This window comes from Duganella alba, from assembly GCF_009674495.1.
Lineage (GTDB): Bacteria > Pseudomonadota > Gammaproteobacteria > Burkholderiales > Burkholderiaceae_D > Rugamonas > Rugamonas alba.
On the sequence record NZ_WKJN01000039.1, the window covers coordinates 31318 to 47273 of the forward strand.

The window sequence follows — 15956 nt, forward strand, 5'->3', positions numbered from 1 at the left end:
TATTATGAAACGAGACATCATGACCAATGAACTGACCGTCAACGACCTGCACCTGGACTACGGCAGCGGCGCCAGCGCCAATCCGATCCTGAAGGGCGTGTCCATGCACCTGCAAAAAGGCGAAGTGGTGGCGTTGCTGGGGCCTTCGGGCAGCGGCAAGACCACGCTGCTGCGCGCGGTGGCCGGTCTGGAAAGCCCGAAGGCAGGCGCCATCAACATCGGCGACCGCAATGTGTTCGACGGCGCGCGCGGCTTCGAGATGCCGGCCGAGCAGCGCAACCTGGGACTGGTGTTCCAGTCCTACGCACTGTGGCCGCACAAGACCGTGTTCGACAACGTGGCCTATGGCCTCAAGCTGCGCAAGCTGGGCGCCAGCGAGATCAAGGACAAGGTCAACGACGTGCTGAAGAATCTCGGCCTCGGCCACCTGGGCGAGCGTTATCCGCACCAGCTATCGGGCGGCCAGCAGCAGCGGGTGGCGATCGCCCGCGCGCTGGTGTACAACCCGCCGGTGATCCTGCTGGATGAACCGCTGTCCAACCTGGACGCCAAGCTGCGCGAGGAAGCGCGCGCCTTCCTGCGCGAGCTGATTGTGCGACTGGGCCTGTCGGCGTTGATGGTGACGCACGACCAGGCCGAGGCGATGGCGATTTCGGACCGCATCCTGCTGCTCAACAACGGCAAGATCGAGCAGCAAGGCACGCCGCAAAGCATGTACGAAACGCCGGACACGCTGTTCACCGCGGAGTTCATGGGCAGTAACAACCGCCTGCCGGCGCGTGTGGCGCAGCGCGATGGCGCGCAGGTGCAGCTGGAGATCAATGGCGCGCGCCTGCAAGCCAGCGCGCGCGGACCAGGTGGCGGCGATGGCGTCACCATCATCCGCGTCGAGGAAGTGAGAATCAGCCCGACGCCGGCCGACAACGCCATTGAGCTGCCGCTGCTGACCTGCATGTACCTGGGCGACCGTTTCGAGTGCCTGTTCAAGAGCGAGGGCGGAACGGAAATCAGCGTGCGCGCCTATTCCAAGTACCGCCTGGAACCGGGCCGCTACTGGCTGCAACTGCCGGCCGACAAGCTCTGGGTGTTCTGAGGCCGCTCAGCGCGCGCAACCGCCCTCGCATATAATGCCTTTTTGATTTATGGCAATGTTACGAGATGACGAAGGCTGCGGTCTGGATGGTCGATGCGAACGCGGTGACGGAGGCCGGGCTGCAACACTGGCGCGGCTGGCTGTCGGCCGACGAGATGGCGCGCCACCAGCGCTTTGTCCGCGCGCAGCGGCAACGTCAGTTTGTCGTTGGCCGCGTGATGTTGCGCATGGCGCTGGGCCGCCTGCTCGGCGTGGCGCCGCAGGAGATCCGCCTGGAAGAACGCGTCGGCAATGCGCCGCGCCTGATCTCGCCGGCGCTGAAGGGCGCTACGCCCGGCTTCAGCATTTCGCATAGCGGCCGCTGGGTGGCGTGTGCGGTTAGCGCACAAACGGCGCTGGGACTCGATATTGAAATGATGGACCCGGCGCGCGACCTGCATGCGCTCGCGGCCCAGGCTTTCGACAGCGGCGAGATGGCGCAATGGGAGCGCATGCAGGGACTGCCCGACGGGCAGCGCGTTGAAGGCTTTTATCGCTTGTGGAGCGAAAAGGAAGCGCGCTTCAAGCTGGCCGTCGTCGGCGGCGGCCATTGCATAGCGCTGCCGCACGCCGAGTTGTCGATCGCGCTGTGCAGCGAGCAGTCGCTCGAACGGCCGCCGCTCATCGAAGTCATCACCCTCGAATAAATCCGCCGCCCGGCAGCGCTAGTCGTTCAGGCTCCAGACATACTGCATTTTGGTCCACGACTGCTGCGGTGCGCCGTCCACGGTGCCGGGTTTGAACTTGCACAGGCTCAGGCCGGCCTGAGCGGCGCGGTCCAGGTCGCGGAAGCCGCTGGATTTTTCGATGCGCGAGTCGGCCACCTTGCCGTCGGTGCCGATCAGCAAGGCCAGCATCACGGTGCCGGTGTCGCCGTTGCGCAGCGCGTTCTTCGGATAATCAGGCTTGGCGCAGGCTTGTGCATCCACCACGGCCGCGGTCACCACTGGCGCTGGCCGCGCCTGCGGCGTCCTGGCGCCGGCTTCGGCCACGCCGCCCATCGGCGGCTGCGCCGGCGGCTGGTCAGTCATGGGCCGCGCCGTGACGGATGGCTGCGATTCAATCACCACATCGGTCGGCGGCTGCGGCACGACGATGTCCGGCCGCGCCAGTTGCGGCTCCTCCACCTGCGGTTCACGCTCCTTCGGCTTGGGCGCCTCGGCCGTCTGCACCAGCTCGACTTCCGGCGGCGCGGACCGGAACACCGTCAGCTTCGAGCCATGCAGGAATACCGCCAGCAATGCAACGTGCAGCAGAACGACGGTACCCATGCCGGTCAGATTCTTCTTTTGGTTCATGATTGCTCCTTGGTGGTGGATGTATTGCTATGTGTTGGAAGTATACTATTCCATGATATAGCAAAATAAAAGCGTTTTTTGAGCAATGGCTCTGTGATATCCTTGGCGTCATGAATGCTTGGGAGTAGAAAATGAAGAAAATACGTGTGCTGCTGGCGGATGATCACCCGATCGTGATGACGGGCTTCGCCATGTCGCTGGAAGGGCAGGGGCTGGAGGTGGTGGCGCAGGCGCGCACGCCGGCGGAGGCGCTGGCGCAGTTCCAGCAACTGAAGCCGGACGTGGCCGTGCTCGACATCCGCTTCGGCGAACAACTGACCGGACTCGACGTGGCGCGGCAGATCCTGGCGCACACGCCATCCGCCGCCATCGTCTTTCTCAGCCAGTTCGACCAGGACAGCCTGATCAAGGAAACCTACCGCCTCGGCGGCCGCGCCTTCATGACCAAGGATTGCGATCCGGCCGACCTGGCGGCGGCGGTGCGGCGCGCGCATGAGGGCGAGCTGTACTTCCTGCCGCACATCGCCGAACGGCTGGCCAACCTGTCGGTGCGCGGCGACGCGTCGCCGCAGTCGCAGCTCGACGAGCGCGCGCTGGAAATCTTCACGCTGATGGCGGAAGGCCTGACCAACGCGGAGATCGCCGAGAAGCTGGACGTCTCCACCAAAACCATCAGCAACATCAGCCAGGCGGTGAAGGAAAAGCTGGGCGTGCACCGGCCGGCCTATATCACGCGGCTGGCGGTCAAGCATGGGCTGATTGAGCCTTGAGGCATTGGCACTGGCGCCACTGGAGCGTGCGCACGCGCCTGATGGCGATGACAGCGCTGCCGCTGGCCTACCTGTTCTGCACCTTCGTCTGGTACGCCTACCAGTCGCGCCTGAGCGAGGTGCGCGAGGAGATGGCCGAGCGCGGCCCGCTGGTGGCCAAGGTGCTGGCCGACAGCAGCGAGTTCAGCCTGGTGTCGCGCCGCTATGACGATCTGAAGCTGACCATCAACGGCCTGCTGCGCGCCGATCCGAGCATCTACCGCATCGAGGTGCTGGACGCCCAGCGGCGCGAACTGGTGCACGCGGCCGCGCGTACCGGCGGCGTTGAGCCGCAGCTCGGCTACTACGAGGCGCCGGTGCTCAAGCGCCTGATGTGGGTGGCGATGCTGGGACCGGACGGCAAGCCGTATCGCAAGGACGGGCCGTCCGGTGCCAGCGGCATGACGGTGGAGACCATGGGCTATGTGCGGGTGACGATGTCGCCGTCGGCGCTGCTGCTCAAGCAGACGCGCAGGTTTTATGTCGAGCTGCTGGTCGGCAGCATCGGCTTGCTGGCCTGCATGCTGCTGGCGTGGCAACTGGCCAAGGGATTGAACGCGTCGCTGTACGCGTCGATGCAGGCGCTGCGCGAGGCCGACGCCGAGAAGCGCCGGCTGATCCGCAAGGTCAACACGGCGGTGGAGGACGAGCGCCAGAGCATCGCGCTGGAAATCCACGATGAACTGAACGCGACGCTGATCGCGGCGCGGCTGGAGGCGCAGCGCATCGCCGACCTTAGTCTGGAAGGCGAGGTACGCGACAAGGCGCAATCCATTATCAAGCTGACCCTGGGCTTGTACAACAGCGGACGCCAGCTGGTGCGCCGCCTGCGGCCGGAAGTGCTGGACATGCTGGGCCTGGACGGCGCGGTGGAGGAGATGGTCCGCCACTACGACAGCGTGCGCAGCGGCTGCCGTTTCGATCTGCAGGCGAAAGGCGACTTCTCGAAGATGGAAAGCGGCATTGCTATCTCCGCGTACCGGATCGTGCAGGAAGCACTGTCCAACGTGGTCAAGCATGCACGGGCGACGCACGCCGAGGTGACGCTGGCGCTGGAAGAGGGCGAGTTGCGCATGCGGATCCGCGACAACGGCTCCGGTTTCGATCTGGCACAGGCGTCCTCCGGCATCGGCCTGGTCGGCATGCGCGAGCGCGTGTATGCCTTCAACGGCCGGATCACGGTCGATACCGGGCTGGCGGCCGGCACGTGTATTCATATTGTCATGCCAATTCGATAAAATTTCTCTTTGAATGTAAACGATTCTCATTTAATATTCGTATTTGGGAATAATTCTCATTCAATAAAATAGGGGAATCAGGGAAATGCGCGTCAAGGTAATGGTGGTGGCGCTGGCCGGAGTCATGGCTGGCTGGGCGGTACATGCGGAAGAAACCGATCCGATCGAGCAGGTCGTGATCACCGGCGACAAGCTGAAACGCACGGAGATCGACAGCAGCGCCAGCGTCGGTGCGCGCAATCGCCGGCAGATCGCGGAGTCCGGCATGACCTCGCTGGACGAGGTGGCCGCGCAGATGGCCAACGTCGGCACCGCCGAAAACCTGTCGATCCGCGGCGTGCAGGCTTACGGCCCGACCGGCGGCGGTGGCAAGACCATCACGCTGGTGGTGGACGGTGTGCCGCAGGACGGCTTCGGCCAGGACATCGCCAACCTGAGCGTGTGGGACGCCGACCGCGTGGAAGTGCTGCGCGGTCCGCAGTCGACCAACCAGGGCCGCAACTCGCTGGCCGGTGCGGTGGTGCTGAAAACCCGCGACCCATCCGACGTGCGCGACTTCAGCTACCGCGTCAGCGCCGGCAACCAGAATGCACATCGCGTGGCGCTGGCTGGCGGCGGCGCGATTGTCGACGAGGTACTGGCCGGCCGCATCACGCTGGAACAGCGCAAGCGCGACGGCGATGTCTACAATCCGACCCGCGACGACAAGCGCTCCAACCACGACGACGGCCATACGCTGCGCGGCAAGCTGCGCATCACGCCGTGGGGCGACAACTACCAGGCGCTGGTGACGCTGGTGGACGACAAGCAGGAGCAGGGCTACAACACGGTGGAGGCTGTGAAGGTGCCGGCATCGGCGCGCGAAAACTTCTCCAACGAGCCGCGCAACACCGAGAACCACACGCGTTCCGCCGCGCTGGAGCAGACCTTCCGCGCCTTCGGTTCCGACATCACGTTGCTGACCACCTATTCGCACAACCGCTACACGCGCATCCAGGATTATGACGGCACGGAGCTGAAGCAGGGCTACCGCGACGGCGAGAACATCGATCGCCAGTGGGTGCAGGAAGCGCGCGCCAATTTCGACACGCAGGTGTTCGGCAACAAGCTGAAAGGCGTGGTCGGCCTGTATTACTCGCAGCAGTACTACGCGGGCGACGATCTGTTCACGGTGCCGGTGTCGTATGTGCTGGGACTGACCGGGCAGTGCCGCGTGCAGGCCACCTGCGACGCCCTGTACGGCGCGGACTTCATCAACCGCCGCCAGATGCAGGACAACGCCAGCAAGACCCGCGCAGTCTACAGCGAGGCCGATTACGTGGTCGGCAAGATGACGCTGACCGCCGGCATCCGTTTCGACGGCGAGCGCCAGAACCGCATCCTGCAATCGGAAACCAACGGCACCTCGGCGCTGGCGAAGCAGGTCTACACGCAGCTGATCCGCGGCGGCATCTTCGCGCCGGACAGCGTGCAGGATCTGAGCACCGACAACTCGGTGTGGCTGCCCAAGTTCGGCGTGCGCTATGCGCTGGCGCCGGAATGGGGGGCCGGCCTGACCGCGCAGCGCGGCTACCGCACCGGTGGCGTCGATTACAGCTACCAGCGCGGCTCGCACTCCTACGGTCCGGAATATACCAAGAACTACGAGGCCTCGCTGAAAGGCGCGATGGACAACGGCCTGGTGGTGTCGGTGAACGCGTATCGCGTCAACTGGACCGACCAGCAGGTTGACGTCGGCGCCAACTCGCTGGATACCTACTTCGTCAACGCCGGCAGCTCGCGCTTGCAGGGGCTGGAGGCGGAACTGCGCGGCAAGGTGGCGCGCAACCTGGAACTTTTCGGCGCAATGGGCCTGGCGCGCACCAGGTTCATCGACTTCGTGGCGCCGGCCGGCGACTACAGCGGCCACCAGTTCGCGCGTTCGCCACGACAGACGCAGTCGGTGGGCTTCAGCTGGACGCCGGGGCGCTGGATGCTGAACATGAACCTGCAACACGCCAGCGGCACCTTCATGGATGCGGAAAACGTCGACCGCAACGACGGCCACACTCTGCTGGGCGGCAAGGCGACCTATGAAGTGTCCAAGGGCGTGACGCTGTTCGCCTATGGCAGCAACCTGACCAACCAGACCTACATCACCGCCAACAAGCTGGTGTCGGTGACCGGCCGCTATAACGTGGCGCTGGGCGCCGCGCGCCAGTTCGGCTTTGGCGTGCAGGGCGCGCTGTAACGGAGGATGAGATGAACTGGATCTGCATCGGTGTCGCGGCGCTGGCCGCGCTGAATCTCTATCTGGCGTCGCCGCACCAGACCCTGTGGCCGGCGGCCTTGCGGCGCCAGGCTTTCCTGCGCTGGCTGGCGGTGCCGCTGGCGGTGGGCTCGGTCGCCACGGCGGTCGATACCTATGGCGGCTGGTGCGGCGTGTGCATCGCGCTGTCCGGCTTCATGACCATGCTGGTGGCGCTGCCATATCTTGATGCGTGGCGCAGGAAGGGAGCGCGCCATGTGGGGTAAGTCGACCGCCGCTGTCTTCCTCGGCATGCCGCTGTCGGTGCTGGTGGTCGGCTTTGCCGCGTTGCTCAGTCATGACCAGGCCAGCACCACGTTGCCATGGCTGCTGTTGTTCTTCCTGGTGTGGATAGCTGTGATGACTTGCACCTTCCTGTTCAGGACCGGGCTGCGCGCCTGGCTGTGGATGGGCGGCCTGACCATTGCCGGCTACGCAGCGCTGCATTTTCTCAAGGCCAGCGGCCTGGTAAGGATCGCCGCATGAAGTCCTCCACTTTACGTACCTTTATCGCGGTGCATACCTGGGTGGGACTGGTGGCGGGCTTCTGCCTGTTCATCGCCTTCTATGCCGGCGCTGTGACGCTGTTCCATGAGGAGCTGCATGCATGGGAGACGCCGCTGCCGCAGGCGGCGGCGCCGCAGCGCGATCCGCAGTTGCTGATCGACGCCGTGCTGCAAGCCAATCCGAAGGCGAAGGAGAACTTCTACGTGCGCATGCCGTCGCAGTTCGAGCCGGAAATGGTGCTGGAATTCGATGAACGCCACTTCCGTCTGGACGCCGGCGGCAAGCTGGAAGAATTCCGCGAACGTTCGCAGCTGGTGGATTTCGTCTACCGCCTGCATTACACGGCCGGCCTGCCGCGCAGCTGGGGCATTTATGTGTTGGGCGTGGTGTGCATCCTGTACGGGCTGGCGCTGGCCAGCGGCGTGATCATCTACGCGCCGACCTTCTTCAAGGACTTGTTCGCGCTGCGCATCGGCAAGAACATCAAGCGCATGTGGCAGGACGCGCACAACGCCATCGGCATGCTGTCGCTGCCGTTCCACGTGATGTATGCGTGGAGCGGCGCGGTGCTGGCGCTGGGGATCATCCTGCTGGCGCCGTTCCAGTACCTGATCTTCGACGGCAAGCTGCTGCAGCTGGTGGGGCCGGACATCACTGCCGCCGCGCCGCCCAGGGCCGCAGGCGTGGCCGCGCCGCTGGCGCCGGCCTTGCAACTGCTGGCCGAAGTGCGCCGCGCCGCGCCGGGCATCGACATCGAAACGCTGGTCTACCACCGGGCCGGCGACGCCAACGCGCAGATGCAGGCCTATGGCCACATGCACCAGCAGACCGTGGCCGACATGGGCGCGGTGGTGCTGAACGCCAGCAGCGGCAAGCTGCAACGGGTGGTGATGCCGGAGAATTTCAGCGCCGGCACGCGCTTCCTGCGCAGCTTGCAGGCGCTGCACTTCGGCAGCTTCGGCGACCTGGCGGTCAAGTGGACTTATTTTGTGCTGGGTGTCGGTGGCGCCTTCCTGTTCTACAGCGGCAACCTGCTGTGGATCGAAGCGCGCCGCAAGCGCCAGAAGCTGGTGCAGCCGCGCAGCGGCAAGCTGATGGCGCAGGCCACGCTGGGCATCTGCCTGGGCTGCGTGGCCGGCGTGTCGGCGGTGTTCCTGGCGAATAAACTGGCGCCGGCGGGACAACTGCCGCTGTGGGAGGAGCGCAGCTACTACGCGCTGTTCTTCGGCTGCGTACTGTGGGCCTTCGTCCGTCCGCCGGCGCGCGCCGCGCACGAGCTGCTCACGCTGTGCGCCGTGCTGACGCTGGCGGTGCCGCTGGCGCACTGGTGGCACACGGGCCTCAACCCGCTGCTGGCGCTGGTGCAGGGCGACGGCGTGGTGACCGGCGTCGCCATCGTCGCCATGCTGTTCGCCGCGCTGTACTGGAAGATGGCGCGCGCCGCGCTGCACCGCGGCCGCCACGGCGACCCGCACAGCGTGTGGTCGCTGCGGCAGGCGCCATCGGCGCAGGAAGCCATACAGCAGGCGGCTTGATCCTGCTCACATGCCGCGCGCTTCACCGCATGCCGGACGGCGACGGCATGCGGTTATAATCCGCTCAATCTTTCCGGAAACTTCATATTGAACGGATACGCATTCCCATGAGCCAGCCCAATCAGTTCTCCCTGCTGAAGCAGCGCCGCTTCGCGCCGTTTTTCTGGACCCAGTTCCTCGGCGCGTTCAATGACAATCTGTTCAAGACCGCGCTGGTGGTCATCATCACCTTCGATGCGCTGAGCTGGACCACGCTGGACCCGTCCACCATCTCCAACCTGATTCCCGGCCTGTTCATCCTGCCGTATGTGCTGTTCTCGGCCACCGCCGGCCAGCTGGCCGACAAGTTCGAGAAGTCCGGGCTGACGCGCTTCGTCAAGTGGCTGGAAGTGGCGATCATGTGCGTGGCCGGCATCGGCTGGGTGACCCATCACCTGTGGCTGCTGGTGGCGGCGGTGGTGGGCATGGGCGTGCATTCGACGCTGTTCGGTCCCGTCAAATACGCCTACCTGCCGCAGCAGCTCAAGCCGGAGGAACTGGTCGGCGGCAACGGCGTCACCGAGACGGGCACCTTCGTCGGCATCCTGATGGGCGAGGTGCTGGGCGCGGTGCTGGTGGTGCAGCAGCCGCACGGCCTGATGCTGGAGGCGCTGGCCACCATCTTTGTCGCGGCGCTGGGCCTGGCCGCCGCCTACCGCATTCCCGACTCGCCGGCGCCGGCGCCGGAGCTGAAGATCAGCTGGAACTTCGTCGGCGAATCGATCCGCAATATCAATTTCTCGCGCAAGAACCGCACGGTGTTCCTGTCCATGCTGGGCAACTCGTGGTTCTGGTTCTACGGCGCGCTGGTGCTGGCGCAGTTCCCGGTGTACGCCAAGGATTACCTGCACGGCGACCACGGCGCCTTCGTGCTGCTACTGACGGTGTTCTCGCTGGGCGTGGGCAGCGGCTCGCTGCTGTGCGAGCGCCTGTCGGGGCGCAAGGTGGAGATCGGCCTGGTGCCGTTCGGCTCGATCGGCCTGACGGTGTTCGGCATCGACCTGTATTTCGCCAGCCTGGGCTACAGCACCACGGCGGCGGCCGGCGTGCACCTGGACGCCCTGGCGCTGCTGGCGCAGCACGGCATGTGGCGCATCCTGTTCGACGTGCTGATGATCGGCATGTTCGGCGGCTTCTTCATCGTGCCGCTGTTCGCGCTGATCCAGACCCGCTGCGATCCGGCGCACATCTCGCGCACCATCGCCGGCATGAACATCCTCAACGCGCTGTTCATGGTGGCGGCGGCCGGCCTGGCGATCGTGCTGCTGGGGCAGGGCATGACCATTCCGCAGCTGTTCCTGGTGACGGCGCTGCTGAACGCCGTGGTGGCGGTCTACATCTTCTCGCTGGTGCCGGAATTCCTGATGCGCTTCCTGGCCTGGCTGCTGATCCATACCGTGCACCGCGTGTACACGGTCGACGCCGAGCGCATTCCGGCCGAAGGTGCGGCGGTGCTGGTGTGTAACCACGTCAGCTACGTCGACGCCATCGTCATCGGCGCGGCGGCGCCGCGGCCGATCCGCTTCGTGATGGACCACCGCATCTTCAAGCTGCCGCTGCTGGGCTGGATCTTCCGCACCGCGCGCGCGATTCCGATCGCGCCGGCCAAGGACGACCCGTGGCTGATGGAGAAGGCCTACATCGATATCGCCCAGGCGCTGCACGAAGGCGAGCTGGTGTGCATCTTCCCCGAAGGGCAACTGACGCGCACCGGCGACATCAACGACTTCAAGGGCGGCATCGCCAAGATCGTCGAACGCAGCAAGGTGCCGGTGATTCCGATGGCGCTGCGCGGCCTGTGGACGCATCTGCTGAGCCGCAACCGCGAGAACGTGTTCGGCCGCGCCTTCCGCGCCGGCATGCGCTCGCGGCTGGAACTGGCGGTCGGCGCGCCGGTGGCGCCGCAGGACGTGACGCCGGACGATTTGAAGCAGCGCGTGGCGGCGCTGCGCGGCGACTGGAAATAAGGGCGAATTCGCCAAAAAAGTCCATGTCATAGTGGTTAAAAAATGTAACTTACCATCGCTTACAAATTACATGTCCGTCTTGACAAGTTTTCTTTAGACTGCGGTGCGGCGCCTCACGAGGGCGTTGTCTACCACCAGGGAAAACTACATGACAAACCAATCATACTCCGCGCTGGCGATGGCCAGCCTGCTCGCACTGAGCGCCTGCGGCGGCGGCTACGACGCCAGCTACACCTCACCGCCGGCGCCGCCGCCCACGCCGGTGGCCTCCACCATCACGGTCGATTTCACCAAGGGCATCGAAGGCTGGACGCCGGGCGTGGCCGACTACGGCGATCCCGACGAGCCAAGCGAAACCGGCTACGGCTGGTCCAAGCTGCCGGCGCCGCTGGAAGGCAAGGGCTATTTCCTGACCGTCCACAACAACAGCGACGACGTGCTGACCTATGTGAAGCACCAGGTGGGCGGCTTCGCGCCGGGCGCGAAGTACAACCTGAGCTTCTCGATGACCTACGCCACCGACGCCTCCGCCGACTGCGCCGGCGTCGGCGGTTCGCGCGGCAATGACATCTTCATGGTTGCCGCGGCGGCCGGTGACGAGCCGAAGACCGTCAAGCAGGCGGACGGCCGCTATCGCCTGAACCTGGACCGCGGCAACAACGCCGAACCGGGGACGCAGGGCAAGGTGCTGGGCCGGCTCGGCATCGAGGGCCTGGGCTGCAACGGCGGCGAATGGGCGCAGGCGACGCGCGCCTCGACCGAGGCCATCCCGGTCACCGCCGACAAGGATGGCAAGCTGTGGATCGTGCTGGGCGCCGATTCCGGCTATGAAGCCACCAACGCCTGGTTCCTGCTGGGCGCCACGGTCCAGGTCAAGCCGCAGTAATCAGCGCGCCGCCTGGACCTGTTCGCGGTTCTGCCGCGCGCCGGCCAGGCGGACGATTTGCTCCAGTTCCACCGGCTTGACCAGGTGATGGTCGAAGCCCGCCTCCACGGTGCGCCGGCGCGCGTCGCCCTGGCCCCAGCCGGTCAGGGCCAGCAGCAGGATGCGCTCGGCGCCCGGCTTCTGGCGGATCGCGCGCGCCGTCTCGTAGCCGTCCATGCCGGGCATGCCCAGGTCCATGATGATCATGTCCGGCGCCTGCCGCTCGACGGCGGCGACGGCGGCCATGCCGTCGTACACGGCGTGCACGTCGAAGCCGTCGATTTCCAGCAGCGCCGCCAGCGAATCGGCGGCGTCCTGGTTGTCGTCCACCACCAGCACCTGCATCCTGCGGCCGTCGGTGCTGGCCTGCTGCGCCAGCGGCACCGCGTGGCGCGCGCCGGCGCTGTCGAGCACCGGCAGGCGGATCACGAATTCGCTGCCCTGGCCGGGGCCCGCGCTGTAGGCGTCCACCGAGCCGCCATGCATTTCGGCGAACTGGCGCGACAGGCTCAGGCCGATCCCCAGGCCGCTGGAGAACTGGCCGTTGACCGTATTACTTTGTTCGAACATGCGGAAGATGCGGCCGATCGCCTCGGCCTCCAGGCCGATGCCGTCGTCGCGCACGGTCACCAGCAGCTGGCCGTCGTCGGCCGCCGCCCGCACCAGCACGTGGCCGCCCTGCGGCGTGAACTTGACCGCGTTGGACAGGATGTTGGCGACGATCTGCACCAGCCGCGCGTAGTCGACATGCAGCATGATCTCGCTCGGCGGCAGCTGCCAGGCGATGTGGATGCGCTTGGCGTCGGCCGCCTGCTGGCACAATTCGCTGACGTGGCTCATCACCGCGCCCAGCGACACCACCTGCTGCTGCAGGGTGATCTTGCCGCTGGTGATGCGGGCGACGTCGAGCAGGTCGTCCACCAGCCGGGTCAGCAGGCGCACCTGGCGCTCGACCATGTCGCGGATGCGCGCCACCGGCGCCGCGTCCGGATACAGATGCGTCAGCAGCGACACCGAGGTGCGGATCGGCGCCAGCGGATTGCGCAGCTCGTGTCCCAGGCTGGCGAGGAATTCATCCTTGCGCCGCGCCGCCTCGCGGATCTGGTACTGCTTGTTGCGCGCGCGTAGCGTGGCGTGCAGCGCGGTGATCAGGGTCAGCGTGCGCACCGGGCGTTCCATCAGGCTCAGGTTGCCCAGCCCGGCCACCGCCTGCCGCACCACCGGCGAATCGGCGCCGTTGTGCGTCAGCAGGATGATCGGCAGGTCCGACCATTCGGGCTGGTGCGCCACGCATTGCTGCAGCAGCTGGAAGCCGCCGCGCGGCAGCGCTTCCTCCACCGTCAGCACGGCGCCGGCGCCGCGCTCCAGTTCCTGCGCCAGTTCCGGCAGGGTGGCGCAGACATGGCTGTCGATGGCGGCCATGGCCAGCACCTTGGCCGCCAGCGGCGCATCCTGGCCGGTGGGGGCGTAGATCAGGATGCGCGTTTCCATGCTCAACCCGGCTGCGGTCCGACGGGACCGGGGCCGTGATAGGTCGGCACGCCGGTCAGCACGCCGTGGAATTCCTTGAGCACCGGCCCCACGCGCAGGCCGTCCCGGCCCAGTTCGAAGCGGCGCAGCGTGCGCTCGTGCGCGCTGCCGCGTTTCTTGAACACCGAGATGGCCTGGCGCACTTCGCCTTCGGCCTCGAAGTAGCGCAGCATGATGACGTTGTCGGCCAGGTAGCTGGCGTCGATGGCGTTGCTCATGTGGCCGCCCACCATGCCTTGCTGCACGCCGACGATGATGCTGACCACGCCGCGCTGGCCGAGGAAGGTCAGCAGCTCATGCAGATGGGTGATCAGGAAGCGCTCGTCCGGCACCGCATTCAGGTAGCCGTTCAGGCTGTCGATGACGACGATGCGCGCGCCTTGCTCCACCGAGCGCATCACGGCGCTGGCGAATTCGCCCGGCGCCAGTTCGGCCGGATCGATCTGCTGCACCATCAGCAGCCCTCGGTCGAGGGCGCCGGTCAGGTCGAGGTTCAGATTGCGGCAGCGGTTAAGCAGGTTGTTGCGCGCCTCCTCAAACAGGAACATTGCGCATTTTTCGCCGCGCTGCGTGGCGGCGTGCACGAACTGCGTGGCCAGCGACGACTTGCCGGTGCCGGACGGGCCGGAGATCAGCGTGCTGCTGCCTTCCTCCAGGCCGCCGCCGGTCAGCGTGTCGAGCAGGCGCAGGCCACTGGAGCGCTGGTCGCGGCTGGTGGTCTCGCGCGAATGCGCCGCCACCAGGCGCGGATAGACGTACAGTCCGCCCTTGATGATCTTGTAGTCGTGGGCGCCGCCGCGGAAGGCCACGCCGCGGTACTTGACCACGCGCAGCCGGCGCCGCTCGGCGCCATAGGACTGGTCGGCCAGTTCCAGCGTCAGCACCGCGTGCGCCACGCTGCGCACCTGCAGGTCGGTGGACAGGGCGGTGCGGTCGTCGAGCAGGATGGTGGTGCAGTTGCGGCTGCTCAGGTACTGTTTGAGCGCCAGCACTTGGCGGCGGTAGCGCAGCGGGCTTTCGGCCAGCAGCTGCAGCTCGGACAGCGAGTCGAGCACCACGCGGCGCGGCTTGTAGGTGTCGATCGCCTTCAGGATGCGCTGGGTGGTGGTGCCGAGTTCGATTTCCGACGGATGGAAGATGGTGTACTGCTGGTCCGGATCGAGCGCCCGTTCGTCGGGAATGATTTCCTCGATGTGGATGCCGTCCATGCCCCAGCCGTGCGACTGCGCCACGCTGCGCAGCTCGACCTGGGTTTCGGCCAGCGTGATGTACAGCGTCGATTCGCCGCGCCGCACGCCCTCGTTGAGGAACTGCAGCGCCAGCGTGGTCTTGCCGGTGCCCGGTTCGCCTTCGATCAGGTACAGGCGGTCGCTGGTCAGGCCGCCGGCCAGCACGTCGTCGAGGCCGGGTACGCCGGTGGAGAGGAAATCGGTGGTCTGGCTGTTTTGTTCTTCCATTTGGTGGGCAGTCCCGGACGAGGATTGATGTCCAGGACATGCTACCTGAAACCGCTAACGGCGAGCGCGCTGCTGAATCCCTTGCTGCTTGTGGCGGTACATGGCGCGGTCGGCGCGCGCCAGCAGCAGCTCGATGTCCTGCGGGTCGTCCGGGTGGTGGACGGCGATGCCCAGGCTGGCGCTGAGGGTGACGCTGGTGGTTTTCAGCGTGAACGGCTGGCGCAAGGCCGGCAGCAGCTTGTCGGCCGCTTCCTGCGCCGATTCGTCGTCGGCCAGCATTTCCAGGATGACGACGAATTCGTCGCCGGCCAGGCGGCCCACGGTGTCGGTCTTGCGCACCGCGCCGCGCACGCGCTCGGCGAACTGGCGCAGCAGCTCGTCGCCTTCCTCGTGGCCGTAGCGGTCGTTGACCTGCTTGAAGCGGTCGAGGTCGAGGAAGAACACGGCGCAGCGCTGGCCGGAACGGTTGGCGCGTTGCAGCGCCTCCGGCAGCGCCTTCATCAGCGCGCGGCGGTTGGGCAGGCCGGTCAGGGTATCGCGCAGCGCCATTTCCTCCATCGAGGCGAACAGCGACTTGCGTTCGCTGATGTCGTGCAGGAAGGCGATGAACAGGTGGCCGCTGCTGCGCGGCACATAGGCCAGCGAGCACTCCACCGGCAGCTCCTGGCCGGCGCGGTTGTGCAGCATCAGCTCCACGCGCCGGCTCGGGATGGTGGCGCCATCGCCGTACTCGGCCAGCGTGCGCATGTCGCGCTCGTAGGCGCGGCGCAGCAGCGGCGGCAGCATCATCGCCGCCAGCGGCTGGCCGATCACTTCCGTGCGGGTCCAGCCCAGCAGCTTTTCGGCCTGGCGGTTCCATTCGCGCACCACGCCGCCCGGATCGAGGGCGATGAAGGCGTCGTGGGCGTTGTCCAGGATCGCCCGCAGTTCGGCGGCGCGCTCCTGCAGCAGTTGCTGCGTGCTTTGTTCCTGGCCCAGCGCGCGTTCCAGCTGCAGCGCCTTGCGGGCGATTTCGCGGGTGCGCTCGGCCACCGTGGATTCCAGTTTTTCATTCAGGCCGCGCAGGGCGTCCAGGTGGATCTGCTCGGTGCGCAGCATTTCCGCCAGCGCGTGCGACAGCACCTGCACTTCATGGAAGGCGGCGACCGGCTGGAGCGCCGGCAGCGTCGGCGCGCCGGCCGGCGCCGCCAGCTGCGCCTCGATGGCGCGGCTCAAGGCGTTCAGCGGCCGGG

General features: G+C 66.3%; 14 protein-coding genes. 10 read left to right on the forward strand and 4 right to left on the reverse strand.

The annotated features are described in order from the left end of the window. The first annotated feature begins 4 nt into the window (after positions 1-4). Both GJ695_RS26200 and GJ695_RS26205 read left to right on the forward strand, forming a co-directional pair. Positions 5-1093, forward strand: coding sequence for an ABC transporter ATP-binding protein (locus GJ695_RS26200; protein ID WP_229260338.1), 1089 nt, complete (start codon positions 5-7; stop codon positions 1091-1093). A 65-nt stretch (positions 1094-1158) separates the two neighbouring features. Continuing rightward, complete coding sequence (locus GJ695_RS26205; RefSeq protein WP_154370011.1) at positions 1159-1779, forward strand: 4'-phosphopantetheinyl transferase family protein; 621 nt, start codon at positions 1159-1161, stop codon at positions 1777-1779. A gap of 18 nt (positions 1780-1797) precedes the next feature. Here the strand turns inward: GJ695_RS26205 and GJ695_RS26210 are convergent, their stop codons facing one another. Continuing rightward, complete coding sequence (locus tag GJ695_RS26210; protein ID WP_154370013.1) at positions 1798-2430, reverse strand: energy transducer TonB; 633 nt, start codon at positions 2428-2430, stop codon at positions 1798-1800. Positions 2431-2561: 131 nt separating this feature from the next. Here GJ695_RS26210 and GJ695_RS26215 point away from each other — a divergent pair, with 131 nt between their 5' ends. The 8 genes from GJ695_RS26215 to GJ695_RS26250 all read left to right on the forward strand — a co-directional run bounded on the left by GJ695_RS26215 (position 2562) and on the right by GJ695_RS26250 (position 11698). Beyond that, the gene (locus GJ695_RS26215) at positions 2562-3200 is read left to right on the forward strand and encodes a response regulator transcription factor (RefSeq protein ID WP_154370015.1); all 639 of its coding nucleotides are present in this window, start codon (positions 2562-2564) and stop codon (positions 3198-3200) included. Further along, a complete protein-coding gene (locus GJ695_RS26220) occupies positions 3197-4477 on the forward strand; it encodes a sensor histidine kinase (protein ID WP_229260340.1) in 1281 nt (426 codons plus the stop codon). The genes GJ695_RS26215 and GJ695_RS26220 overlap by 4 nt, the downstream gene beginning before the upstream one ends. An 85-nt stretch (positions 4478-4562) precedes the next feature. Beyond that, entirely contained in the window at positions 4563-6707 is a 2145-nt protein-coding gene (locus GJ695_RS26225; RefSeq protein WP_154370016.1) for a TonB-dependent receptor, read from the forward strand. 11 nt (positions 6708-6718) lie between these two features. Then, positions 6719-6991: a hypothetical protein gene (locus tag GJ695_RS26230; RefSeq protein WP_154370018.1), complete on the forward strand. Its 273-nt coding sequence runs from the start codon at positions 6719-6721 to the stop codon at positions 6989-6991. Continuing rightward, on the forward strand, positions 6981-7250 hold the full coding sequence (locus GJ695_RS26235; protein ID WP_154370021.1) for a hypothetical protein: 270 nt from the start codon (positions 6981-6983) through the stop codon (positions 7248-7250). The genes GJ695_RS26230 and GJ695_RS26235 overlap by 11 nt, the downstream gene beginning before the upstream one ends. Continuing rightward, positions 7247-8806, forward strand: a complete 1560-nt coding sequence (locus GJ695_RS26240) for a PepSY-associated TM helix domain-containing protein (RefSeq protein WP_154370023.1) — start codon at positions 7247-7249, stop codon at positions 8804-8806. The genes GJ695_RS26235 and GJ695_RS26240 overlap by 4 nt, the downstream gene beginning before the upstream one ends. 107 nt (positions 8807-8913) lie before the next feature. Beyond that, a complete protein-coding gene (locus GJ695_RS26245; protein ID WP_154370026.1) occupies positions 8914-10812 on the forward strand; it encodes an MFS transporter in 1899 nt (632 codons plus the stop codon). Positions 10813-10960: 148 nt separating this feature from the next. Then, positions 10961-11698: a hypothetical protein gene (locus tag GJ695_RS26250; protein ID WP_154370028.1), complete on the forward strand. Its 738-nt coding sequence runs from the start codon at positions 10961-10963 to the stop codon at positions 11696-11698. Here GJ695_RS26250 and GJ695_RS26255 read toward each other — a convergent pair whose 3' ends face one another. The 3 genes from GJ695_RS26255 to GJ695_RS26265 form a co-directional block, all read right to left on the reverse strand. Further along, the gene (locus GJ695_RS26255; RefSeq protein WP_154370030.1) at positions 11699-13228 is read right to left on the reverse strand and encodes a hybrid sensor histidine kinase/response regulator; all 1530 of its coding nucleotides are present in this window, start codon (positions 13226-13228) and stop codon (positions 11699-11701) included. A gap of 2 nt (positions 13229-13230) precedes the next feature. Next, positions 13231-14724, reverse strand: a complete 1494-nt coding sequence (locus GJ695_RS26260; RefSeq protein WP_154370032.1) for an ATPase domain-containing protein — start codon at positions 14722-14724, stop codon at positions 13231-13233. A gap of 54 nt (positions 14725-14778) precedes the next feature. Beyond that, a partial coding sequence (locus GJ695_RS26265) for a sensor domain-containing diguanylate cyclase (RefSeq protein WP_154370035.1) occupies positions 14779-15956 on the reverse strand: 1178 nt, incomplete at its 5' end.

Coding starts and splice junctions, on each gene's coding strand:
- GJ695_RS26245 (WP_154370026.1), top strand. CDS start 8,914: ATGAGCCAGCCCAATCAGTTCTCCCTGCTGAAGCAGCGCCGCTTCGCG.
- GJ695_RS26255 (WP_154370030.1), bottom strand. CDS start 13,228: ATGGAAACGCGCATCCTGATCTACGCCCCCACCGGCCAGGATGCGCCG.
- GJ695_RS26235 (WP_154370021.1), top strand. CDS start 6,981: ATGTGGGGTAAGTCGACCGCCGCTGTCTTCCTCGGCATGCCGCTGTCG.
- GJ695_RS26230 (WP_154370018.1), top strand. CDS start 6,719: ATGAACTGGATCTGCATCGGTGTCGCGGCGCTGGCCGCGCTGAATCTC.
- GJ695_RS26225 (WP_154370016.1), top strand. CDS start 4,563: ATGCGCGTCAAGGTAATGGTGGTGGCGCTGGCCGGAGTCATGGCTGGC.
- GJ695_RS26215 (WP_154370015.1), top strand. CDS start 2,562: ATGAAGAAAATACGTGTGCTGCTGGCGGATGATCACCCGATCGTGATG.
- GJ695_RS26200 (WP_229260338.1), top strand. CDS start 5: ATGAAACGAGACATCATGACCAATGAACTGACCGTCAACGACCTGCAC.
- GJ695_RS26260 (WP_154370032.1), bottom strand. CDS start 14,724: ATGGAAGAACAAAACAGCCAGACCACCGATTTCCTCTCCACCGGCGTA.
- GJ695_RS26250 (WP_154370028.1), top strand. CDS start 10,961: ATGACAAACCAATCATACTCCGCGCTGGCGATGGCCAGCCTGCTCGCA.
- GJ695_RS26205 (WP_154370011.1), top strand. CDS start 1,159: ATGACGAAGGCTGCGGTCTGGATGGTCGATGCGAACGCGGTGACGGAG.
- GJ695_RS26210 (WP_154370013.1), bottom strand. CDS start 2,430: ATGAACCAAAAGAAGAATCTGACCGGCATGGGTACCGTCGTTCTGCTG.
- GJ695_RS26240 (WP_154370023.1), top strand. CDS start 7,247: ATGAAGTCCTCCACTTTACGTACCTTTATCGCGGTGCATACCTGGGTG.